Origin of the sequence: Streptococcus cuniculi, assembly GCF_004570575.1 — a bacterium.
Taxonomy (GTDB): domain Bacteria; phylum Bacillota; class Bacilli; order Lactobacillales; family Streptococcaceae; genus Streptococcus; species Streptococcus cuniculi_A.
In genome coordinates, this window is the sequence record NZ_SPPD01000027.1 from 1 (window position 1) to 23,359 (window position 23,359).

General features: G+C 43.3%; 25 protein-coding genes. 3 read left to right on the top strand and 22 right to left on the bottom strand.

Annotation, left to right across the window (positions count from 1 at the left end):
• The 3 genes from E4T82_RS11240 to E4T82_RS11250 all read right to left on the bottom strand — a co-directional run.
• On the bottom strand, window positions 1–1,477 hold a 1,477-nt coding region (locus E4T82_RS11240), incomplete at its 3' end, for a prealbumin-like fold domain-containing protein (RefSeq protein WP_228065151.1).
• Between the two features lie 147 nt (window positions 1,478–1,624).
• On the bottom strand, window positions 1,625–2,410 hold the full coding sequence (locus tag E4T82_RS11245) for a hypothetical protein (RefSeq protein ID WP_135182883.1): 786 nt from the start codon (window positions 2,408–2,410) through the stop codon (window positions 1,625–1,627).
• A gap of 79 nt (window positions 2,411–2,489) precedes the next feature.
• The gene (locus E4T82_RS11250) at window positions 2,490–2,792 is read right to left on the bottom strand and encodes a hypothetical protein (RefSeq protein ID WP_135182884.1); all 303 of its coding nucleotides are present in this window, start codon (window positions 2,790–2,792) and stop codon (window positions 2,490–2,492) included.
• A gap of 626 nt (window positions 2,793–3,418) precedes the next feature.
• Between E4T82_RS11250 and ald the strand changes: the two genes are divergently transcribed.
• Window positions 3,419–4,528, top strand: a complete 1,110-nt coding sequence (ald, locus tag E4T82_RS11255; RefSeq protein ID WP_135182885.1) for an alanine dehydrogenase — start codon at window positions 3,419–3,421, stop codon at window positions 4,526–4,528.
• Between the two features lie 219 nt (window positions 4,529–4,747).
• Here the strand turns inward: ald and E4T82_RS11260 are convergent, their stop codons facing one another.
• The 10 genes from E4T82_RS11260 to rplK form a co-directional block, all read right to left on the bottom strand.
• A complete protein-coding gene (locus E4T82_RS11260; RefSeq protein ID WP_135182886.1) occupies window positions 4,748–5,707 on the bottom strand; it encodes a PhoH family protein in 960 nt (319 codons plus the stop codon).
• Window positions 5,708–6,041: 334 nt separating this feature from the next.
• The gene (locus E4T82_RS11265) at window positions 6,042–6,257 is read right to left on the bottom strand and encodes a YozE family protein (protein WP_135182887.1); all 216 of its coding nucleotides are present in this window, start codon (window positions 6,255–6,257) and stop codon (window positions 6,042–6,044) included.
• Window positions 6,258–6,264: 7 nt separating this feature from the next.
• On the bottom strand, window positions 6,265–7,638 hold the full coding sequence (locus E4T82_RS11270) for a D-alanyl-D-alanine carboxypeptidase family protein (protein WP_135182888.1): 1,374 nt from the start codon (window positions 7,636–7,638) through the stop codon (window positions 6,265–6,267).
• Window positions 7,639–7,699: 61 nt separating this feature from the next.
• Window positions 7,700–8,554, bottom strand: a complete 855-nt coding sequence (locus E4T82_RS11275; RefSeq protein WP_135182889.1) for a CvfB family protein — start codon at window positions 8,552–8,554, stop codon at window positions 7,700–7,702.
• Between the two features lie 143 nt (window positions 8,555–8,697).
• Window positions 8,698–9,255: a ribosome recycling factor gene (frr, locus tag E4T82_RS11280; protein WP_135182890.1), complete on the bottom strand. Its 558-nt coding sequence runs from the start codon at window positions 9,253–9,255 to the stop codon at window positions 8,698–8,700.
• A 10-nt stretch (window positions 9,256–9,265) separates the two neighbouring features.
• Window positions 9,266–10,000 carry a UMP kinase gene (gene pyrH, locus E4T82_RS11285; protein ID WP_167753625.1) on the bottom strand — a complete coding sequence of 245 codons (735 nt, stop codon included), beginning with the start codon at window positions 9,998–10,000 and terminating at the stop codon, window positions 9,266–9,268.
• A 100-nt stretch (window positions 10,001–10,100) separates the two neighbouring features.
• Window positions 10,101–11,741 (bottom strand): putative polysaccharide biosynthesis protein, encoded by a 1,641-nt coding sequence (locus E4T82_RS11290; RefSeq protein WP_135182891.1) that lies wholly within the window; start codon window positions 11,739–11,741, stop codon window positions 10,101–10,103.
• Between the two features lie 198 nt (window positions 11,742–11,939).
• Complete coding sequence (yghU, locus tag E4T82_RS11295) at window positions 11,940–12,728, bottom strand: glutathione-dependent disulfide-bond oxidoreductase (protein WP_135182892.1); 789 nt, start codon at window positions 12,726–12,728, stop codon at window positions 11,940–11,942.
• Window positions 12,729–13,508: 780 nt separating this feature from the next.
• Window positions 13,509–14,198 carry a 50S ribosomal protein L1 gene (gene rplA, locus E4T82_RS11300; RefSeq protein ID WP_135182893.1) on the bottom strand — a complete coding sequence of 230 codons (690 nt, stop codon included), beginning with the start codon at window positions 14,196–14,198 and terminating at the stop codon, window positions 13,509–13,511.
• 94 nt (window positions 14,199–14,292) lie between these two features.
• On the bottom strand, window positions 14,293–14,718 hold the full coding sequence (gene rplK / locus E4T82_RS11305; protein ID WP_135182894.1) for a 50S ribosomal protein L11: 426 nt from the start codon (window positions 14,716–14,718) through the stop codon (window positions 14,293–14,295).
• 153 nt (window positions 14,719–14,871) lie between these two features.
• On the opposite strand from rplK, the gene E4T82_RS11310 reads away from it, so the two are divergent.
• Window positions 14,872–15,228, top strand: coding sequence for a DUF3397 domain-containing protein (locus E4T82_RS11310; protein WP_135182895.1), 357 nt, complete (start codon window positions 14,872–14,874; stop codon window positions 15,226–15,228).
• A gap of 45 nt (window positions 15,229–15,273) precedes the next feature.
• On the opposite strand, the gene E4T82_RS11315 is transcribed toward E4T82_RS11310, so the two are convergent.
• From E4T82_RS11315 to E4T82_RS11355, 9 genes are all read right to left on the bottom strand, one after another.
• Window positions 15,274–15,627, bottom strand: coding sequence for a winged helix-turn-helix transcriptional regulator (locus tag E4T82_RS11315; RefSeq protein WP_135182896.1), 354 nt, complete (start codon window positions 15,625–15,627; stop codon window positions 15,274–15,276).
• A 152-nt stretch (window positions 15,628–15,779) separates the two neighbouring features.
• Window positions 15,780–16,166, bottom strand: coding sequence for a nuclear transport factor 2 family protein (locus E4T82_RS11320; protein ID WP_135182897.1), 387 nt, complete (start codon window positions 16,164–16,166; stop codon window positions 15,780–15,782).
• Between the two features lie 411 nt (window positions 16,167–16,577).
• Window positions 16,578–16,964, bottom strand: a complete 387-nt coding sequence (gloA2, locus tag E4T82_RS11325) for an SMU1112c/YaeR family gloxylase I-like metalloprotein (RefSeq protein WP_135182906.1) — start codon at window positions 16,962–16,964, stop codon at window positions 16,578–16,580.
• Window positions 16,964–19,318: a DNA translocase FtsK gene (locus E4T82_RS11330; protein ID WP_135182898.1), complete on the bottom strand. Its 2,355-nt coding sequence runs from the start codon at window positions 19,316–19,318 to the stop codon at window positions 16,964–16,966. Before E4T82_RS11330 ends, gloA2 begins: the two co-directional genes overlap by 1 nt.
• Before the next feature lie 99 nt (window positions 19,319–19,417).
• The gene (locus E4T82_RS11335; protein ID WP_135182899.1) at window positions 19,418–20,428 is read right to left on the bottom strand and encodes a LysM peptidoglycan-binding domain-containing protein; all 1,011 of its coding nucleotides are present in this window, start codon (window positions 20,426–20,428) and stop codon (window positions 19,418–19,420) included.
• 177 nt (window positions 20,429–20,605) lie between these two features.
• Entirely contained in the window at window positions 20,606–20,821 is a 216-nt protein-coding gene (locus tag E4T82_RS11340) for a PspC domain-containing protein (protein ID WP_135182900.1), read from the bottom strand.
• Between the two features lie 67 nt (window positions 20,822–20,888).
• Window positions 20,889–21,428: a hypothetical protein gene (locus E4T82_RS11345; RefSeq protein ID WP_135182901.1), complete on the bottom strand. Its 540-nt coding sequence runs from the start codon at window positions 21,426–21,428 to the stop codon at window positions 20,889–20,891.
• A 3-nt stretch (window positions 21,429–21,431) separates the two neighbouring features.
• The gene (locus tag E4T82_RS11350; protein ID WP_135182902.1) at window positions 21,432–21,845 is read right to left on the bottom strand and encodes a VOC family protein; all 414 of its coding nucleotides are present in this window, start codon (window positions 21,843–21,845) and stop codon (window positions 21,432–21,434) included.
• A gap of 103 nt (window positions 21,846–21,948) precedes the next feature.
• A complete protein-coding gene (locus E4T82_RS11355; protein ID WP_245167501.1) occupies window positions 21,949–22,233 on the bottom strand; it encodes a DUF2500 domain-containing protein in 285 nt (94 codons plus the stop codon).
• Window positions 22,234–22,419: 186 nt separating this feature from the next.
• On the opposite strand from E4T82_RS11355, the gene E4T82_RS11360 reads away from it, so the two are divergent.
• Window positions 22,420–23,211: a peptidylprolyl isomerase gene (locus tag E4T82_RS11360; protein WP_135182904.1), complete on the top strand. Its 792-nt coding sequence runs from the start codon at window positions 22,420–22,422 to the stop codon at window positions 23,209–23,211.
• The last annotated feature ends 148 nt before the right edge of the window (window positions 23,212–23,359 follow it).

Sequence of the window (23,359 nt, forward strand, 5' to 3'; positions counted from 1 at the left end):
CTGTTCCTTTTTTGACAATCTTGATTTTACCTGTGATTTCATCGTTTGTGCCATTCACTGTGATGAGCTGATCATCTTTGCCATTAACACTTACTTTCGGCGTTTTGGCATCAAGAGTAATGTCTTGCGTTTTGAAGGTCTTTTGGAAGCCTGGGGAAGCTGTGATTTCTTCCACCGTATAGGTTCCGAAAGGAATATCGGTTAATGTCACCGTTCCTTTCTCATCAGTTGTTCCTTCAAAGGTCTTGCCTGTCTTCTTATCAGTGAGACGGAAGCTATTACCTTTCAAGGTATAGAGCTTGTTCCACATGGTGCTGCCTGAAGCTGTACCTGTCTTTTGAATGGTCACAGATCCTTTTGAATCCGCATTGACAGTAAAGCCCGTATTTCCGAAAAGACCTGTAACAATGTCAAAGTGTTCCCTACGTCCGTCCGTATATTCATAGGACACCGCATTGGAGTTTAACTGCTTCAAGGCGACATAAGCTGTTGGTAAGAGTTTGGTAGAATCCGCATTGGTGGCTCTTGAAGAGCCTGTAACGAGTCCGCCACCTGAAATCGAAAGGTCTGTATCAGGTCCGACGATATAGGCTAGAGCGCCTTGTGAATCTAGTGTTGCCCGTTGTCTGGCATCAATGTCCGATACCTTCATGGCCATCAGAACTTGTTCGTTCGGGATAGGTTGCTTGTTATCCTGTCTTACTAGACCAGCTACATAGGTTGTTTTTTCAATATAACCTGCAGGACGGCCTGTCCCAAGTGGGAGCCCCCCTGTTACACTGCCATCCTCAGAAATTCCACCTGAACCAGATGAGAGCCCGCCACCAGCTGTCACAGCTACTCCAACCGTGATAACAGAGCCTTGGTTCTTAATGGCCATAGCGATATCTTTGTTAGACCAACCATCAGCCCCATGTTCTGCATCTACGTGCTTGATAATTAAATCAACAGGTATTTTCTCACCTGTCTCAATGTCCGTCACTGTTCCGACATTGGTCACAGCAAGGGATTGGCCTGGGTTTAGAAAGCCGCCAATATCCTCTTTGGTAAAGCCATCCTGTTTCAGAGGATGCAGGATATTTGTGCCAAAGAAGGTCCCCAGAGGCCCCGTCTGTACACCACCCACTCCCCTTACCTCTGAGTTGGCATTCCACTGGATTTGGTCTGCGACATACTTGACAGAAGCTAGGTTCTTGTCTGCGACAAGGGAATCAACGAGAGCCTGAAACTCAGGCGAAGCCATATTTGCGGTGTTGGCTTTCACAACGGGAACATTATTGAGTGTTCCAATCTGTTGTCCGTGCTGGATTTCAGCTGCCTGGACGACGCCTTGAGTCCATGGTGCTTGCGGGACGAGTGTTGAAACTCCCGCCCCTGTAAGAGCCACCCCTGCACTAATCAAAGCAAGGGTGCGTTTCAATCGCTTCTTACCGTTCTTTTTGCGATTGCGGTAAGAAGGAGTTTGAGAATAATTCATCTAATCTTCTCCTTTTCTTTTTTTAAAGTAAAAAAAGTAGCTGTCAGCTACCTGTCTGTTCTATTTTCTCCTTGAGGGAGAGCGAGGTGAAATCATATGGTCTCCTTTGAACATCAAAAAAGACAAGTACGTGACTTGTCTTTTTGTTTAATAATCATACGTTCCATTGTTAAAGTTAGCTGCTGCATCATCAACTTGTTGTTGAATTTGATCTTGCGTCAATTTTTGTTGGGGTTGTTGGGCAAGAGCTTGCGCTGGTGGAGTATAATCTCCTCCTGTTGTTTGCGCAGGCGCTTGATAGGCAGGTTGTTCTTGCACTTGTGCCTGTTGCACTGCTTGGGCTTCTGCGGCTGCTCGAGCTTCCTCCTCAGCCTGTGCTTGCGCTTGAGCCTGTGCCTGGGCAGCCGCCTGAGCTGCTCGGGCTGCAATCGCATCTTTCACTAAGTTGATGCGGTGTTGGAGCTTGCCTTTTGTCGTTTTATCTACGACCTTATCCGTTGCGGTTTGGGCTGGTTGGATGTTTCCATCGACTTGTTCAGCCTCTAACTTTGCGACAGCTGCTTCTGCGTCTTTTGCGAGCTTCGCCTCAGCTTCTTTCTTGGCCATATTCGCTTTTACAGCGTCAATCCGTTTGGTCAATTTGTCTTTTGAGTCTCCTGCTTTTAAGCCTTTAACGGCAGTCTCAGCTGGTGAGACATTTTCTTTGACTTGATTATCCTCAAGGAGTTTAACGGCTTTTTCAGCTTTCTTCATCAGCTCAGCTTCTTTGTCTACACTTGAACTTGATGTACCTTGTTCGACTTTTGGAGCAGAAGCAGGCTTTGAGGCAGGTTGGGAGAGGACATAGCCTCCTGTCCCCAACACCACAACACCTGCGACCAATCCAGCAATCACTTTTTTGTTTTTAAAAATGGCCTGTATTTGTTCTTTCATTGACTTTTTCATCTGTTTACCCACTTTCCTTTTTACAGTTTTATTATAACATAACATACTCATCTTTTGTGGCATTTTTTTATTTGTGATATCCTTTTCCTGTAAGCCGTAAAACGCTTTTAGTTCCATGCCCCTCTCGTCTAGCGATAAGGACTCCTTGAGACATGATGGTGCGGATTAGCGGCTGTAAGTGAGCATAGTCATAAACAGCCTCGACCATTTCAACTGTGCCAGCAATGTACCCTTTTTGTGAAATTGTTCCAAAGCGTGGATGTAATTTCACGGTGCGTCCGTCCACGAGACGGGCGGTTACTCCGCCTCGTTGACCTAGTTTGCGTAAGTCAGCTAATGTGACTTCAGTATCCTTTTTTATTTGATTCATATTTTTTCCTCCTAGCGAATCAAAGGCGATTTACGCCGTGCTGCAAGAAGACGTATCTTCTCATCGGTATTTTTGACACACAGTTTCTAGTCTAGGTACTGCGAACTCCTTCAGCTTATGACCTTGTGTCATGCTTTTGCGTGATGTGCCTGGGCTAGATATCCTTTTCTAGCTACTACACCACCCTTATTTCTCTTTTATCCATAGGCACGCTAATCGGGATAGTGGTTGGTATTCAGTTTTCAAGGAACGCAAATCGTTTTAGATCCATGAGGAAATGCTGCTCCCCATTGAAAAATGAAACCAAGAAAACTCTTGATACGAGCATTTGATAACGAATTCCATATTTTAATGATGAAGAATGAGTCAGATCATCACGTTGGGAGACCATATCCTGTCTTCCTATTTATTCGCAATTCCTTTTCACAATGAGTATTTTTTGCAAAATATTTATCATTTTTAGGAAAAGGAAGCCAATTCAGCTCTAACTGATTATTGTTAGTCTCACGAGAAACCTTATAGCTTTCACCCTCATCATTCCTTGAAATATCTGATATCTCCAAGTTCCACTTGATTTTCTAAGCGTTTTCATATACACTAAGGACATAGAAAAAAGGAGGTTCCCTATGCTAATTGGTATTCCAAAAGAAATTAAAAACAATGAAAATCGTGTAGCATTGACACCCGCTGGTGTGCAAAGTTTGGTGGCGCAGGGGCACCAAGTTGTGATTGAAACAGGTGCTGGACTAGGTTCTGGCTTTGCAGATACAGATTACGAAGCGCAAGGTGCGACGATTCTTGCGACAGCTGCTGAGGTTTGGGCGAGCAAATTGGTCGTGAAAGTCAAGGAGCCTTTGGCTGAAGAATACGGCTTTCTTCGCGAAGACCTTATTCTTTTCACCTATCTTCACATGGCTGCTGCACCTGAGTTGGCAGATGCCATGCTAAAAAACAAAACAACGGGAATCGCCTATGAAACCGTAACAGACAATGGTCAATTACCACTTCTGACTCCCATGAGTGAGGTGGCTGGTCGGATGGCCGTCCAAATCGGCGCCCACTTCCTTACCAAACAAGAAGGAGGCTCTGGTGTGCTTCTAGGTGGCGTCCCTGGTGTTCCGAAAGGCAAAGTCACCATCATCGGTGGTGGCGTGGTCGGCACACATGCAGCGCGAATTGCACTAGGACTCGGAGCTCAGGTGACTATTTTAGATATCAGCGCTAAGCGCCTGTCTGTCTTAGAGGACGTCTTTGGCAATCAAATTCAAACCTTGATGTCTAACCCATTTAATATTGAAGCGAGTGTTAAAGATGCAGATGTCGTGATTGGAGCGGTGCTGCTTCCCGGAGCAAAAGCACCAAAATTAGTCACCGAACATATGGTCAAACAAATGCGTCCAAGTTCTGTCATTGTAGATGTGGCAGTCGATCAGGGTGGAGTTGTTGAAACGGCAGATCTCGTCACAACCCACGATGAACCTGTCTACGAAAAACACGGTGTCCTTCACTATGCTGTTGCCAATATCCCTGGAGCTGTTGCCCGTACTTCTACCATTGCACTGACCAACGTAACTCTGCCGTATATTAGTAAACTGGCAAATAAGGGCTTCAGAGAAGCCATTTTAGAAGATGCTGGATTCCGACAAGGAGTGACTACTTATCAAGGGTTCATCACCAATCCAGCTGTCGCTGCTGGTCTAAACCAAGACTACACAAGCATTGATGAATTGGTATAAAAAAAGAACTGGCAACAGTTCTTTCAGAACGTAGACAGATCCTCTAAGTGACAGAAAAATAGCAAATTCAACGTGTGAATATCATCTTAAAGCAACTCTTAAAAATACTGACATAGCAGTATTTCTAAGAGTTTTTATATTTTTTAGCAAAAGAAAAAAAGATTGAGGAAAATGAGTCAAAATAGACTTTTTCTTCAATCTGACTGACAACAGTTCTTTTTACTTCTCATCTTCCGGCTCATAAGCTCTAATAATTTCAGCAACAACAGGGTGGCGAACAACGTCCTTGGCAGAAAAATGCACGAAGTCAATCTGCGGGATTTTTTTCAATTTCTCAGTCGCATCAATCAAACCAGACTTGACATTGCGTGGCAGGTCAATCTGGCTACTATCGCCATTCACAATCATCTTGGAATGAAAACCAAGGCGGGTCAAAAACATCTTCATCTGCATAATGGTCGTATTTTGCGCCTCATCCAAGATGACAAAGGCATCTTCCAAGGTCCGACCACGCATATAGGCTAAGGGGGCAATCTCAATAATCTCACGCTCCATCAGCCGCGTCGTCTGGTCTTTTCCTAAAATCTGATAGAGGGCATCATAGACTGGACGAAGATAGGGATCGACCTTTTCTTTCAAGTCCCCCGGTAAAAATCCAAGGCTCTCTCCTGCCTCTACCGCAGGACGGGTCAAGATAATGCGCTTGACTTGACCACGCTTAAGAGCTGTAACGGCAAGTGTCACTGCAAGGAAGGTTTTCCCCGTCCCAGCTGGTCCAATCCCAAAGACAATATCATGGTCCTTGATACTGTCCACATACAATTTTTGCCCCAAGGTCTTGACACGAATAGGCTTACCAGAATAGTCCTTGATGATTTCTTCTTCATACAAGGCAACAAATTTCTCAATCTCGTCATTTTTAGCCATGGAAATAGCCGTTACCACATCGGGCAATTGAATCGTCAAACCACGGTTAATCAAAACGAGTAAGGATTGGATGACCAAACGTGCCAACTCCACATCAGATGGCACCCCAATCACCTGCACCACCTCTGTTCGGGCATGAATCACCACCTCCAATTCCTGCTCCATCAGCCTCAGATGACGTTCATTGGACCCAAATAAGCTCAGCATATCATCTGGGTGAGAAAGGTGAATATCAATTGAATGTTCTTGCAATAGCTTGCTCCTTTATCGCTCTTTTTTCCATTATATCAAAAAAATGCCTAAAAGACATTTTTTACAAGCCTAAAAAGGGAAACGAGAATGAGGGCAGGGCATTCGCAAGGTCGGTTCTATTCAGCAAGCACAGTTGGAGCTAGCTATCTGAACAGAACGATCGGCGGAAGCTCCTTGGGGATAAATAGGGAATGTAAGCACTTCGTCCAGGCTCTTCTAAACAGACAGATACCCTAATGGGAACATCATAAACCTTGCTGGATACAACCTCTACTCTCTCAAAAAGCTACTGCACAAGTTCCCCTTTTCCTTTTCAGCGCTATGGTCTTGATTATCAATGCGCCACATACTCCTCCCAAATGCGGTCAAAGTCTGACATCGAAAAACTAAAACTTGCCTCTTCTTCCAAAAAACGGCTCACTTGGTCAAACTCATCTGACTGCTTGGGAAAATCTGATTCCTCAAAGACTAAATCAGCTAAGACAGCCACCGCTTCCTGACTTTTGGGATTACGATGGGTCATCAGCCAACTATAAAAGCTCTTTCTCATAGCGCCCCTATCTTCTACGACGGCGACGTGACCGAGAAATACCACGTTCTTCCATTTGCTCACGGCGTTTCTTACTCTTCCGTTTTGCCAATATCAGTGGTAAAGCCAAACCAATCAGCACTAGAGGAATGACGACAACATACCAGTAAGTACGTGCCAATCCCTTCCAATCAATCGAGTTCAACTTATTCAAGCCAGCTTCAGTGCTATTTGTAGCTGTTAAATCTATCCCTGCTTCTGCCTGCTCAACTGTCATACTATCTGAAATCAAAGGACTGACAGACTCTAGTCCATTGTTGACCCGCAGTTGATTATTATCAACAGTGTAGGTTGGCTCTTCTCCACGACGCACCGTCGCATAAAAATCTGACGGTAGATTGTAGGTTTGACCATTGATGGTCTGCTTACCTGCGCTCAATACTTTTTTGTAGTCGTAATCCTTATAGGCTTTTTCAATCAAGGCATTCCCAAATGGATGTCGATAGTATTCCCCGTCTTGGTCAGACCAGTCACCAACTCCCATAATTAGACTGATGAGACGTTGCTCCCCTCGTTTAATGGTTGCAATATAGTTAAAAGCAGCAAGCGGACTAGAACCCGTCTTCAAACCATCCACACCCTTAATCCCGTATTTTGCACCAGGTAGTGAATAATTGTAGGTTTCAAAGGTTTCTTCGTAAGGCGTTCCTGCTTTTACTGTCACAACAGGATCCTTGGTATGCTCCAAAATCCCTGGGTAATTTTTCAAAAAATGATAGACGAGAATGGACAAATCCCTTGCTGTTGTCTGGTTGGGAGCATTGTGATTATAACGGGTTGGATTATAGTAGCCCTTAAAGGAAGCTGCAGATGCTCCACTGGCATTCGACCAATAGGTGTTGGTCATCCCCAGCTCCTGTGACTTGGCATTCATCATATCCAAAAAGGCATCTGGATCATTATTTGAAACATAATTGGCCAACATCACCGTGGTCGCATTGGAAGACGGAACAGCGGTCATCGTAATCAATTCGCCAACGGTATAGTTCACACCTGCCACAATATTGTTATTGGAGATTTCATAGATTCCTGCAATTGCTTGGTCATTTGCTGTCGCTGTAATCACTGTATCTTCGTTAAACTTGCCTTGACTCATGGCTTCATAGACCAAATACAGGGTCATGACCTTACTCATACTAGCCGGATCACGCACCTCATCAGGATTATCTTGCCAAACGATATCTCCAGTATTTCCATCAATGATAATCGATGACTTAGGACGGTTGATTTCTTTGACATCATACCCTGCTGCTCGCGTAATATCCATCAATTCATCTGCCCAAACAGGGGCTGATACTGTGGATACGATCAGCACCAAACACCATGCTACAAGTTTCTTCACTCTCTATCTCCTATCTTTCTTTACTATTTTCTATAACGAACGGCAGACCAAAAGGGGTTACCTAGACCAATTCTGTCCCCAGTTCATCCTGCTTAATTTTTCCAGCCTTCATCAAGCCCCCCAGCGCTTTTTTAAACTGACCTTTTGAAATGCCAAAGGTAGCCTTGATGTCTTCTGGAGATGATTTATCATTTAAGGTCATAAAGCCTCCAGTGCTCTCCAAATAGGTCAATACCATCTGCGCATCATTTTCCAACATCTCAAAAGAACGTGGTTTGACAGACAAATTCAAGGTCCTATCCACTGGGCGGTAGCCAATGACACGCACTTGCAACTCCTCACCTAACCGTGGCTCTGCAAATCGCTCACTTGGGTGAATAAAGCCCAACATATTGTTATCTGGCAGATAGACAAAGGTTCCACTCAATTTCAGGCGATAGACAATGGCCCGCAAATGTTGATTTTGCATATTGTCATAGGCAGGTCCAGCCAAACGCTGAAAATCCTCTTGGAAGGCAGGTAAGGCCCAAATGCGGTCTTTTTTATCTACATCGTAGCGGACATAGAGCTTGTCCCCTTTCTTTGGCCACAACTCTTTGATGTCAGGCAGGACATCAAGAGACACTACCACCTGTTTATCAGGCAAGCCCGTATCGACAAAGACACCGAGGTCCCGGCGCACTTCGGTCACCTCTCCCCAGCCAAAACTAGTGCGGGTGGTTGCTACTTCTTTGGTCGTCACACGGAGTTTCTGCTTCATATCAGTATAGGCAAAGCCTTTGACAGACTCACCTAGTTGATGTTCTCCCTCTTCTTTTGCAAGGGCAAAGGTCAACCCCTCCTTTTGGATATAGTAAAATTCCTTATTTTCATCAGTCACTAGACCCGTGATAAAGGTTGCTAATAATTGGTTCATATCGTTCTTTCTATTTTTACTGGCAGATACCACAAACAAGATGAGCTTTGGGTTCCATCTTATAGATCATTTCTCCAGCTATTTCATCAATGGCCCTATAACGCCAAAAGGGCCGAGGGATTTTTCCCCGCCCATAGCTTTCCTTAGACTTCCAAGAGTTCTTTTTCTTTCTCAGCAGTCATTTGGTCGATTTTCTTAACGGCATCATCTGTCACTTTTTGAATCTCTTTCTCAAGTGATTTCAAATCGTCTTCGGCAATTTCCTTGGCCTTTTCAGCTTTCTTAGCTTCGTCCATCGCATCGCGGCGGATATTACGGATAGCTACCTTAGAATTTTCTCCGACCTTCTTCACATCTTTGGCCAAGTTTTTACGAGTTTCTTCGGTCAAGGCTGGAATAACCAAGCGAATGACTGTACCGTCAGATTGTGGGGTCAAACCAAGGTCAGAAGCGTTAAGCGCACGTTCAATATCCTTTAAGATAGACTTGTCAAATGGGGTAATCAACAAAACACGCGCTTCTGGAACAGTAATCCCTGCCAGTTGATTGAGCGGTGTATCTGCTCCGTAGTATTCAACTGAAATGCGGTCTAGCAAGCTCGCATTGGCACGACCTGCACGGATGTGACTAAATTCACGCGCCAAACTTTGATGCGACTGCGCCATGCGCTCCTGCGCTTTTGAAATAATTTCTTTTGTCATAAAATCTCCTTTATTTTACTTCTTTGTTATTTGAAACCGTTGTTCCGATTTGCTCTCCAAATACAACACGTTTGATGTTGCCAGGCTCGTTCATGTTAAAGACCACAAGGTCAATATCGTTGTCCATTGATAGGGTAGAGGCCGTTGCATCCATGATTTTCAAGCCACGGCTGATGACTTCACGATGGGTGAGTTCGTTAAATTTGACAGCGTTGGCATCTTTCTTAGGATCGGCATTGTAGACACCATCTACACCATTTTTTGCCATTAAAATGGCATCTGCCTCAATCTCAGCTGCACGAAGGGCTGCGGTTGTATCCGTTGAAAAGTAAGGGGAGCCAATTCCTGCACCAAAAATCACGATTCTTCCTTTTTCTAAGTGGCGCAAGGCACGACCACGAATGTAAGGCTCTGCGACGGATTGCATGGCAATGGCTGTCTGCACACGTGTATCCACACCAAACTGTTGAAGGGCGTCTGCCATGACCAAGGCATTCATCACTGTACCAAGCATCCCTGTATAATCTGCCTGCACACGATCCATACCCGCTTCTGCTGCTGGCTCTCCACGCCAAAGATTTCCACCACCGATTACCAATGCAATCTGAACACCTGAGCTAGCCACTTCTTGAATTTCTTGCGCCATTTTTTGAACGGTTGGAATGTCAATCCCAACCCCACGTTCACCTGCCAAAGCTTCCCCAGATAATTTTATAAGAATACGTTCATATTTTGGTTTCATCATCCTACTCCTCTATTCTGTCCTTATCATTTTATCATAAATTGTTCATTTTATGTAGTCTAACCCGCAGATAAAAAAGAAAAATCTCTCGCAGGAGACTTTTCTATGAAATATGTAATGTTTTACGCAAGAGAACTGCTCGACTGCCTATCAATTTGTCCAATTGGCGGGTCTTCAAGGTCAAGATTCCAAAAATCAGAATGCCGACAAGACCTGAAATTCCCACATGAATCGCACTTGATACATAGCCTGTTACAGGAACAATCAAGCTAAGACCTGTTTCCACCAGCCAAACCCCCATTCCCATAATAAGGGAAATCACCAGAATCTTGCGAATATCTTTCCATAAGCGCCTTTGCGAAATCGGCAGGACTTGATTGATGCGACGGTCAAATAAAATCACCGAAACGGTCAAGCCAACCGCAGTCGACACTAGAGGACCGTAAATCTGGAATACATATAGGGCTGGGAGTTGAAGAACCAGTTTTACCCCTAAACCGATGAAGAAATACCAAATCGCTTTCCGGTTCTGGAAAATCGCCTGAATCAGTACCCCCACCAATGAATACAAGCCTTGAATGAAAATTAAGAGAAGATTGATGATAAAGAGATAGATCGCTTGATTCTCCGCAGGACCATAAAAGACACTATAGAGCGGCCGTGCGATAACTACTGCTCCTACGATGGCTGGAATAATCAAGAGGAAAAAGAGCTGGATATTGTCGACGATTAAATCCGCAGTCCCTTTCATATCCTTTTGTACAAAACGCTCTGTCACCATCGGAATCGCCACAGCAGCAATTGAGACAGAGATCCCAATAATCAACATGGTAATCTTACTTGGATTAGAGGTCATATAGGCTGAAAACACCAACAATTCGTCTCTTGTATAATCGGTAATCCAAAGAAGGGTATTGACAAAGGTCAGCTGGTCCACCATCTGGAAAATCTGAATGGCACAACCTAAAATAATGAGAGGAATCGCTTCTTTCATTGTCTCTAGAATCAGCGGTTTTATGTGAATTGTATCACCTGCAGGCTTAGCCTTCATGATTTTTTCAATGAAACCTTCTTTATAAAGCGTATAAATCAATACTCCAGCACTAGCAATCATTCCAATAAAAGCAGCGAAGGTCGACTGGGTCACCGCAGAAAGATAATCTCCTGACCCCAATTTCATGATGTAGAAAGTCGCTCCTAAAATCCAAATAACACGAACAATCTGCTCCACAATTTGACTAATAGCATAGGGTTTCATATCATGATGCCCCTGGAAAAAACCACGCATGATGCTCATGGCTGGGAAAATAAAGAGGGGAGGAACCAAGCTATACATAACAGGAATTAATTCCTCTTTTGCTCCCGACCATTCAGCCAAGACTGGAGAACTAATGAACATAATCCCTGCAAAGACCACCCCTAAAATCAGCATGAGTTTTAAAAACTCTCTGACTATGTAGTAGGAAATATCCTGTCGCCCTTGCACGTTGTACTTGGCAATCTGCTTGGCCACCGCAGGAGGTAGCCCAATTGTTGAAATCAGCAGGAAGTTCCCATATACTTGATAGCCCATGTTAAAAAGAGCATTGGCTTCTGCCCGATGGCTCCCCATCCACATATACCAAGGAATAATATAGGCAATACCAAGCAAACGGCTGATAAAATTTCCGGCTGTTAGCCAAGCTAGCCCCTTAGCCATGCTTGCCTGCTGCTGGGTCTGTTCTGTTGTTTTATGTTCCTCCATATTCGTCCTCTCTTCCCTTTCTATCTGTCTGATGTCTTATTATAACCTTTTACACCCAACTTGTAAAATCGGAACTCGCTACCTCATAGTCCATCCATGGCTGCATCAAGTGTTCCAACAAAAAAAATTGGGAAACCCCAACTTTCTTTCTACTATTTCTATACCTAATAACAAGGACTTGCAAAGCCATGGCTAAGACTATTTCCCAATACTCTTATACTCAACTGCCAGTCCCCTTTGCACTGCCGGACGAGCGGCAATTTTCTCGGTCCAAGCTTTAAGATGTTTATAGGAATTCACATCTAAAAATGTTGCGGAACCTGGATAGAGCTTGCCTTCTACCAGACGCCCATACCAAGACCAGATAGCAATATCTGCAATGCTGTAGTCGTCACCTGCGATATATGGACGCCCTGCTAGCAACTGATTCAACAGATCCAACTGACGCTTGGTTTCCATGGTATAGCGGTTAATCGGGTACTCTTGCGCAGTAGGTGCATAATGGAAGAAATGTCCAAAACCACCTCCGACAAATGGTGCTGCCCCTGTTTGCCAGAAGAGCCAATTCATCATTTCTATCTTCGTATGCACAGCTTTCGGGAGGAGTTTGTCATATTTTTCCGCCAAATAGAGCAAAATATGAGCCAATTCAAAGACTTTCACCTCCTCATCCCCTGACTGGTCCACGAGGGCAGGGATTTTGGAGTTGGGATTGATGCCCACAAAATCTGAGCCAAATTGATCGCCTTTGCCAATATTGATGAGAAAGAGGTCATAGCCTGCCTCTGTCACTCCTAATTCCTTTAGCTCTTCCAGCATAATGGCTACCTTGATGCCATTTGGAGTTCCAAGCGAGTAGACTTGTAAGGGCTGTTCCCCGCGTGGCAAAACCTGTTCAAAGCGAATCCCCGCTGTCGGACGGTTACCACTTCGCTCATCCTTCTCACCTTCCCAAGACCATACCTGAGGTTTTACATACTCTGTCATCTGTCCTTCATTCCTTTCGTTTTCTTCTTATTTACCTTATAGAATTTTAGGAAAATTGTCAATTATTTGACCTAATATGTTTAGTTTCTATTTATCACTTACAGATAGGACTGTTACAGTCATTTCGTTTACATTTAGTCTCTTTTGCTATTTCCCGATTGAAATAGTTCCCCGAACTATTTCAACCTCCTACGGAGTTTCATCCCTCATTTTTGAGACAAAGGTCTCAAAAATCCCGTCCTAGACACGAACAACAGTATTGTCTAGGATACCACTATATCGGGAAATATCTTTTAAATGCTCGCTTCGATCGCGTCTTATTTTATATGTAACCACTTATTCATCCATACTATTTATAACTAAATTAGTATAAAATAGTGTTTTATAAACTAATACTATCAAACTCCTCTACACGTTTTTCTGAGTTGTTTTAAAGAGTCTAACTTAATTTGACAAACTGGGCTCTATAAAAATCAAAATCTTATTAGGCAAGGCGAGTTAACGACATCAGAGTTTGATTTTTGATGAGTAATAAATGACTGATCTCCCTAACAATTCACATCATACACAATGAACAGCAAAAATAGTTGAGGAAAGGCACTTGAAGATAGAGCCTACCAGACTAGCCTTCTTGAAACCGCAGGTAATCGAAACGAATGTTGCTTGGAAACAAAGCAGAGCAGCAGGAGGGCAGAATTGGGAAAGTTGAAGAACATGGGATAGGTGATACAGTTTTGCAGACAAAAAGCCTTAATCAAGCGATAAGACTTTTTTTATTTATTACAATGAATTTGGATCAACCTTGATACCAACACCTTGAGTAGTGGTGATCGTCAAGCTTGTGATATAGGTACCTTTTGCTGTAGCTGGTTTTGCTTTAACAATTGTATCGTGGAAAGCCTTGAAGTTTCCAACCAATTGATCGGCGTTGAATGACACTTTACCGATGATAGCTTGTACAATACCTGCTTTGTCAGCACGGTAAGTAATTTTACCACCTTTAGACTCTTCAACCGCTTTTGCAACATCCATGGTTACAGTACCAGTCTTAGGGTTTGGCATCAAGTTACGTGGTCCAAGGACACGTCCAAGACGTCCAACAAGTGCCATCATATCAGGTGTTGCGATTACAACATCGAAATCTAACCAACCACCGTTGATTTTTGCAACGAGGTCATCTTCACCAACAAAATCTGCACCAGCAGCTTTTGCTTCTTCAGCTTTTGCACCACGTGCAAAGACCAATACGCGTGACGTTTTACCAGTTCCGTTTGGCAATACCATTGCGCCACGGATTTGTTGATCTGCTTTACGAACGTCAATGTTCAAGTTGTAAGCAACTTCTACAGTTGCGTCAAATTTTGCAAAGTTCGTTTCTTGTGCAAGAGCTACAGCTTCTTCTACGCTGTATGCTTTTGTGCTGTCAATTTTTTCAAGTGCAGCACGCATTTGTTTGCTTTTTTTAGCCATTTTTATTCTCCTTGTAATGTGGTCATATCGATTTTCATCTCCCACGTCACTCATCAGAAATGATGAAGTCTTGCGGGTTGTGGGGCGTTATTGATTAGTCAACAACAGTGAATCCCATAGAACGAGCAGTACCTTCGATCATACGCATTGCAGACTCAAGGTTTGCAGCGTTCAAATCTGGCATTTTAGTTTCAGCAATTTCTTGTACTTGTGCACGAGTAACTGTTGCAACTTTTGTTTTGTTTGGTGCGCCTGAACCTTTTTCAACACCTGCAGCTTTTTTCAAAAGAACAGCAGCTGGTGGTGTTTTGCAGATGAAATCAAATGATTTATCTTCGTATACTGAGATGACAACCGGAATAATCATACCAGCTTGGTCAGCGGTACGAGCGTTGAATTCCTTAGTGAATCCCATGATATTGATCCCTGCTTGACCAAGTGCTGGTCCGACTGGTGGAGCTGGAGTAGCTTTACCCGCAGGAATTTGAAGTTTTACAAGTTTTTCGACTTTTTTAGCCATCTTTAAATCCTCCTATTGTGGTTTTTGCGGTAATTACAGATTTTTACCTCCCACAAGAATGTGATTTTTCACATACCTTCTCATTATACAGTATTCTCGCAAAAAATCAAGTTTTATGTTTACTTTTTCTCACTTTTTTTATAGAATAAGGCTATGATATTCTTGAAAATTGCTTCGATTTTATTTCTTGTACTTTCGCTCATTGTTTCTGTTACCGCTGTGAAAGTATTTCATTTGCAAAAGAAAGGCTGGAACTTTGCTGATATTGCCTTTCCTATTCTGGCATTTGAATTTTATCTGATTTCAGATAAGGTCTACTACCACAGCCTTTTGCCCCAGCTCATCTTGGCCTTGTCCATTTTGGTGCTGGCTATCGTTTGTTTTCTTCTATTTAAAACGCGGAAATTTTCCTACCGTCGCTTCTTTAAATTCTTCTGGCGTTCAGGCTTTATTCTGACCTTCTTCCTATATTTAGCTCTCATTATTGCACTCTTTACGATGAAGAGTTGATACACATTCTATTAAAGGAGTTGAGCGACTTGCTCAACTCCTTTTTTATTGTTGCTCTCTTTCAAGTAACGCCAAATAGCTAGCGCCCCACGTTTCGACTTCATCCAACACTTTGCGAAAACTCTCTCCTATCTCTGTAAGCCCATATTCTACCCTCGGTGGTACTTCTGCATAGACTGTACGCTCCACCAATTTATCTTTTTCAAGCTGTTTTAAATGGTTGCTCAAAACAGACTGGCTAATATCTGGAATCAGACGTTGCAATTGATTGAAACGCTTGGAACCAGTGCTAATGTGGTACAAGATGATCAAGACCCATTTTCCATTTAAGACTCTCTGCGTTGTCGAAAAGGGACAGATACCATATGAATTGACGTTGTTTGAAGATGGTTCTGACATGGTTTTGACTCCTTTCCTTTGTCTATAGTGGATTGAGAAGGGAATAGGACAAGGAAAGAAGCTACAGATAGAACCGGCATTCATCAAAGCGACTTAACGATGTCCTAACCTTTATTCCATTCACTATATTTTACAGGAAGCTCTGAGACTTTCTAACCCCAAAAGGCATCCTCAACAGCTTGGTCTGATGAAAAGAGCCAAACTTCTTGGATTTTCCCATTTTCAATACGGAATAGATCAATTCCATTCATGTCTAGAACTTCTTCACCGCGTTCCGCTTGGAACGTGACATTTGCAGCGATGAAATCAGCATTTTCTGTCACCCAATTGGTCAAGACACGAAAGGTTCCGTTACTTCTTTGGGCAAACTGAGCTAGGTGAACTCCTAGAGCCTCTTTACCACTGATTGTTCCTGATAAACTATGTTTCCCCGGTTGATGCCATATAATATCATCTGCCATTGTCGCAAATACGGCATCAAAATCTCCTACAATCAAACCTTGATTGTAGCGGTTAAAAATATCTAAATTACTGGACATACTGTATCCCCTTTTCCATTTCTAAGATATATTCATTCTAGCTGATTTCACAAAGACTGTAAAGTAGGACTTTTTTGACTACTAACTATTAAATCGGCTAGTATTAGCATGAAATAAGGGAATTTTTTTCAACAAAAATAGGAGGTCACAACGTCATATAACCATCAACTAAGCAGGTCTCCTACTTTTTAGGAGCAATGAAGCAACAGGCCACTGGACTTACTCGCTCTCATATTTCAAGGCTCGTGAAGAGGTTGGGACAAAAAGATTTTGATTTTTGAAATTCTTTATCATCAAATCTTCAAATTGATAAATTAGATACAAAAAGCGAACAAAATAGAATTCTGAGGGGTAGAAAACTAGTTTTGTTCGCTTTTTTATACTTAGGGTTGGACTTTTGTCCCAACCTCTTCATTCATGTATCTCCAGAGGTAAGCCGTCTGGGTCAAAGAAGAAGGCCATTTTGCGGCCGTCATAGTCGTCATAGCGTAAGGGTTCATAAGGAATCTGTAAGGTGTCAAACTCCCTCAAACAGCTTTCGACATCTATAACCTTAAAAGCGAGGTGGCGCAGACCAGTATGCTCAGGCTGGGGCAGGATAGGTCTTAACGGTGCATCTGGCTTGATAAAGATTTCAAGCACTAGATTTCCTTTGCGGACGTTAAAAAGAATATCTCGCTTTTCTGGTCGTATATGCTCGTCTACTAGCTCAAAGCCTAGCTTATCAACGTAAAACTCCCTCGTTTTTTGGTAATCACTACCGATAATTGCAATGTGATGCACCTCGTCTAACTTCATCATTGATTTTCCAATACCTTTCTTGGTTTCGTACCTTCTGCAGGCCCAATCACACCCGCAGCTTCCAGCTCTTCCATTAGACGCGTTGCACGGTTAAATCCGACCGACAAACGGCGCTGAATCATCGAAGCACTAGCTTTTTGTGTTTCAACAACAAGGGCTCGCGCTTCCTCAAAAAGCGGATCTCCATTGCTATCACCTGTCCCACTTTCAAAGTCACCTTCTGTCACTTCTCCAGGATCAAAAGATTTATCATAGTCTGCTTCTGCCTGATTCTTAATAAAGCTGACAATCGCTTCCACATCATCGTCAGAAATAAAGGAACCTTGCAGACGGACAGGGTGATTTTCATCAATCGGTTTAAAGAGCATATCGCCTCGTCCCAGTAGTTTCTCCGCCCCATTCTCATCCAAAATGGTACGACTGTCCGTTCCGCTTGAAACGGCAAAGGCAATTCGAGACGGGACATTAGCCTTAATCAAGCCAGAGATAACATCAACGGACGGACGTTGGGTCGCTAGAATCATGTGAATTCCTGCCGCGCGTGCCTTTTGTCCTAGACGAATAATGGCATCTTCCACCTCCTTACTTGCTACCATCATCAAGTCTGCCAACTCATCGACAATCACGACAATGAGGGGCAGTGGAATCTGTTTTTCTTCTGAACTGCGGTTAAAATCTGCCACCTTTGTATTGTAGCCTTCGAGATTACGTACACCTAAATGGCTGAACAGCTCGTAACGTTTTTCCATCTCGTCCACGACTTTTTGCAGAGCTCGCGCAGCTTTACGAGGATTGGTCACAACGGGAATCAGAAGGTGCGGAATGTCATTATAGACCGACAATTCGACCATTTTAGGGTCAATCATCATAAATTTAACTTGGTCTGGCCCAGCCTTCATCAAAATAGAGGCAATGATACCATTAACTGCAACGGATTTCCCCGAACCAGTTGAACCTGCCACCAATAAATGGGGCATGCGGGCGAGGTCAAAAGAACGAACAGAGCCATTGACGGCCTTTCCAAGGGGAATATCTAAAAGCTTGGTTGGGGATGTCTTAGCCTGTTCCCACAATTCCCTAAAGGGTACCATAGTCACTTCCGAATTGGGTACTTCAATACCGACCATGGATTTTCCTGGAATCGGGGCTTCAATTCGGACATCTTTGGCTGCAAGGGCAAGAGCCAAGTCATCTGCTAGATTAGAAATCCGATTGACCCGCACACCAACTGCTGGCTTGACCTCATACTTGGTCACAGACGGCCCAATTTCAGCCCGCTCAACCACCACCTTGATGCCAAAACTCGCAAAGGTGTCTTCCAAGACCTTGATATTTTGACGGACAATTTTCTTCTCATTTGCCTGACTTTTGACCTTGATAGGAGCAAAGAGGTCAATCGATGGTAACTTGTAGGCCGGCTTAGCTTTAGGTTTAAAGTCCAGGGCAATGTCCTCTGTCACATCGTCTGCTACTTCCTGCTCTTCTACCTCGTCTTCAGCCAGTAACACAGGAAATTCTTCCCCCTCAAAGAAAGGCTCACGCTCCTCTGTTAGAATCAGGATTTCATGTTCTTCCTCGTCCAGTATTTCTCCCGTTTCTACATCAAACGTCGGATACTCTACTTGAGCAAGAGCTATTGCTTCTTCTTGAGCGGCTTCAAGTTCTTGAGCGGCTTCTTCCAAACGTCTCGCTTCTTCCTCGGCCTTGAGCCTTTCTTTTTCTGCTGCTTTTTCCGCCCGTTTTTCTGCACGAATGACTGCCCGTTCTTGAGATTTTTCTCGTAAAAGAGCCAGACCATCTGCTACATCATAGACAGACCAAGGACTCATGAAAAATAGCCCAAAGAGAATGAGCAGAGCCCCGATAAAGAAGGTGCCAATTGCTGCGAATAAAAAAGAAACAGGGAGATAGAGACCCCCACCAATAAGACCACCTCCCAAAAATTCTTTCACCTGAAACGCTGAAAGGTCAGATAAGGCGAGTTTAAAAGTGTGGTTGAGCAAGTCTTTTCCCTTGTAGCTCAAATCAAAATATGCCTGATATTCCAATAAAATCCCAGTAAATACAAGCCAGAATCCAGAAACCATGCCTTCACGTTGCGTTATTATTTTCGAAAATATTGCATAAGTGAGCAGAGCTCCAATGAACACGTAGGCCGCACTTCCGACCAATAGACGGAAGAGATTATAAGCAGTCATACCAAATACTCCTAGCTTGCTTGCTGCAAAAAGGAGAAAAATAACCACCAAAAAGCGGAATAAGAGGGATTTGATTCTTTCTTGTTGGGCCAATTCAGCCTTTGTCGGACGTCTCGTTGTCCGTCCTTTTTTTGTCATTTTTTGTTTTGCCATGTCTCTATTATACCATACTTTACGAGTAGGTCTAGTGTTCTACAAATCGCAAAAATACCCCAACAAGCAAGGCTCATTGGGGCTGTTTAGTCTATAACTTTAAGGATTCATCGATACGTGAACATGGTCATAGTGGTTTTCTGTGATGCTACCGCGGTCAGGCATCAGATTCCAAGTATTGGCTGGCCCGTAGATATTTGGGTACGGTGCATAAAAGCGTTGTTTCCAAATGATGTAGGAAATGTTTTTATTGCCCATTTGCTGAATCGCGTAGCTGGCAACCTGATCTCCTAGTCCCGCATTAGTTCCCACCATAAAGTCCACTGCGAGACCTTTACCGTGGTCTCCACTGTCACCTGGACGGTAGAGGCTAAACGAAGTAATTCCATATATGCTGGCTACTTCTTCTTTGAAGGCTGCTGTCTGTGGTTGAAGTCCAGCATTGACTGGATTTGCAGCTGCAATGCTTGCAAAGTCTGACGCATTGGTTGCTGGAACAGCTGGCGTTGGAGCGACGGTCTGCGGTATTTCTGCACTTGGTGCTTGTGCGACAGGTGCCTCTGTAGCTGGTGCTGGTTCAGCCCTTGGTTGATCAGCTGGTGCTGGATTTGAAGGAGCTGTTGCCTCTCCTGAATCTGATGGCGTAGCATCTGTTGAAGGTACCTCTGTTTGCGCTGTCCCATCTTCAATTGGAATTACTTGATTGTCAACAACTACTTGCTGTTTATCTAAGTCTACAGTTGCTGATGCTGTATCTTCTGTTTCTTCGCTTTGAGGAGCTTGAATTTCAATCGAAGTGACTTCTTCCTGAGAATTAGTCGTCACTGTTAAAGTCGTATCTGGGAAGATAAGATTGATATTGGCGATTTGATTGACTTGGGCTAAGACTGTCATGTCAACGTTCAAGGCCTGAGCAATAGCGCTGAGCGTATCCCCATACTTGATAACATAGGTCTGTTTATCGGCATGCGCCATCATATCAGCCTTGATTTCTTCCACAGAACGCGCTGTCCATATTGGAGCCAATTCATCTGCCTGGGCTGTCGCGGTAAAAAGCGAAAGAGCTAGGGTTGAAAATAAAAGTGTTTTTTTAGTTAATGTTAAAGACATAATTCTTCCTTTTCTTTGTATTTGTACTAGAGACATCTTACCATAATTTTGAAAACAAAAAAGGCTTTTTAAGCCTTTTTCACGAAACTGTATTTTGACTGTTACAAACAGAAATACTTGTCATCTATCTGTGTTTTCTGTCATCTTATTGTAACATAAAAATGACATCAGCTTTTCTTAAAAAATGATCTCCTGATCATCATCTTGGCCATTATCAATCGGCATCACCCACCAGCAGATTAAGTAAGGGATAATCCCAAATCCGTAGGCAACGGCCAAAATCCCCCAGATTACACGAACCAACGTTGGATCAATCCCAAAATACTTGGCAATCCCTGAGCAGACTCCTGCAATTTTGACATCTCTCATATCTCGCATCAATCGTTTTTGCATGGTTTTGTTCTCCTTTTCTTTCACTATATCATATCTCAAAAAAACGAATCACTGTGGTCAGTTCGTTTTAGAATTTCTTTTTAGGGTGGCGGTCAATGACCTCGGGATTTGCTACTAATGCGGCTTCTCCTTTAGCTGTCAATTTATAGCCACGGACAGCAAAGGTTTGGGATAGTTCTTCTTCTGAAAAATGCTCTTTCAGAGCCACATCCAGATCTGCCGCCTTCATCTTGGACAGGCCTGCGACACCCTTTGCTTTAAGAATGTTTTTCTTCATGGTCGCATTGAGATGATCTAGCGAATCAAAGGCGGTTTCCAAATAGGCGTAGCCATTTTCCACCAACTTCTCCAAATGCTTGGGTGCGTCAATCCCATAGGTATATTCAAAATACTTAGGAAATACAGAATCATTGGTAAAGGTATCAAACTGAATCCGCCACAAGAGAATGATGTCACCCGCCAACAGCCCCTCTGCTAGTGGCTCCATATTGCGCTTAGGAACTGGCTTTGCATCTAAGAGCCATATCGCTAGGTCACGCTCCGGTGAAATATAGGGCATACGGGCATGATCTTTGTAGAGGTCTTTTACTTGCTTTTCGGCTGTCATCCCTTATCCTACCTCCGTTGAAATCTGCCACATCATACCAAACTTATCTTCCAAGTTCGCATAGGCAGGACTCCAAAAGGTTTCCTGCAACTCCAAATGAACCTGACGGGCCTCTCGGCTTAATCTTTCATAAATCTCTTTTGCACTTTCTACACTGTCTACGATAATCGTCGCCGTCATATTATAGCCATGCTTGTAGTCCATGTCAGGATTTTCATCTGAAATCATCAAGCGTTGCTCACCCACTTTCAGCTGGGCATTCATCAGCAAGTGGGCACGGTCCTCTGGACAATCTGGAATTTGTTGACCCCATGTGAGAGAAGAAATCACTTCTGCTTGAAGAGCCTCCTTGTAAAATTCCACCGCTTCTGCCCCATTTCCGTCTGTCACTAGATAAATGTCCAATGCTTTAATCATCTTATTTCCTCATTTCCTTTTTAAAAAGACGACAGCCCTAACTGTCAGTCGTCCACTATTATACACTACTCCATCGTCTATAGTCTAACAGATAGCTTACAGGCTATCTCCTCTTGAAACCAAGGAACCGCGTGCCTTGGAAAGTCAATTCTCCCTTGTCGCCTTCGGCGGATAAAGCATAAATATCACTTTTTACCCGAAATTCTCTGCGCTCTCCATTCTCACACTCAAAGGTCATATAGTAAGTGGTATAAGCTCGCTCATTTCCATTCACATGCGTCCGCTTGCCAATCAGTTTGGCCGCAACAACTTCCTTGGGAGCAGCATTATTTCTCAGGCTTTCAAAGAGCGATCGACTAAGTCGCCATATGATAATTCCCACAATCATCGTAAAGGGTATCCAAAACCAAATAGGAAACCACCAAAACATTTCCATATCTACATCCGCCTTTCATTATTTTATCTATTATTATATCAAATATCCTTAACAAATAATATCCCCCATCTCCGACTTTTGAAAAAGAAAGCAATTCGTGCTACAATAGGACTAATCCATAAACAGGAAAGGAATCCTATGAAAAAACGACTATTACTTGCCCTAGCTGCTAGCCTAGTGCTCACTGCTTGTGCGAATAACACAACAACTTCGACTTCGTCAACCAACACTTCAACATCTGCATCCAGCTCAGACACGGCAGCATCTAGCCAGTATGCCAAGGATTTAGCCTACGCCATTAACAATCCCGACGCTAGCTTCCCGCAATTATCCACTGAAATTGCAGACAATGAAGCTGCTGTCCTCATCAAGACAAGTCAAGGCGACATCAAGTTGAAACTCTTTCCAGAACAAGCTCCCTTAGCTGTTGAGAATTTCTTGACCCATGCCAAAGAAGGCTACTACAACGGTGTTATCTTCCACCGGGTTATCAACGGCTTCATGATCCAAGGTGGGGACCCAAAAGGCACAGGAACAGGTGGTGAATCCATCTGGGCTGGCAAGGACAAGAGCATTGACAAGGGAAATGGCTTTAACAATGAAATTTCTGCCTTCCTTTACAATATCCGTGGCGCCCTATCCATGGCCAATGCAGGCCCAAATACCAATGGTAGCCAATTCTTCATCAACCAAAACACTAAGGATGCTTCTGGAGCTCTAGATTCGAGCAAGTACCCTGCTAAAATCAAGGAAGCCTACAAAACAGGTGGAAACCCAAGTCTTGACGGTGGTTATACTGTCTTTGGACAAGTGATTGAAGGCATGGACATTGTGGATAAAATCGCTGCCAGCGAGACAGACGAAAAAGACAAACCAAAAACAGATATCAAGATTGAAACGATTGAGATTTTGAAGGATAGGAATAAATAAAATTAGAGGCTAGGACATAAGTGATATACTCCCCATATAGTAGACAGTGAAAAAACAAAAATTCACTAGACACTATAAGGGGAGTTTTCCTATGTCCAAAAGAAGTCAAAAATCAGTAGAAGAGAAATTAGAAATCATTCAATTGTCT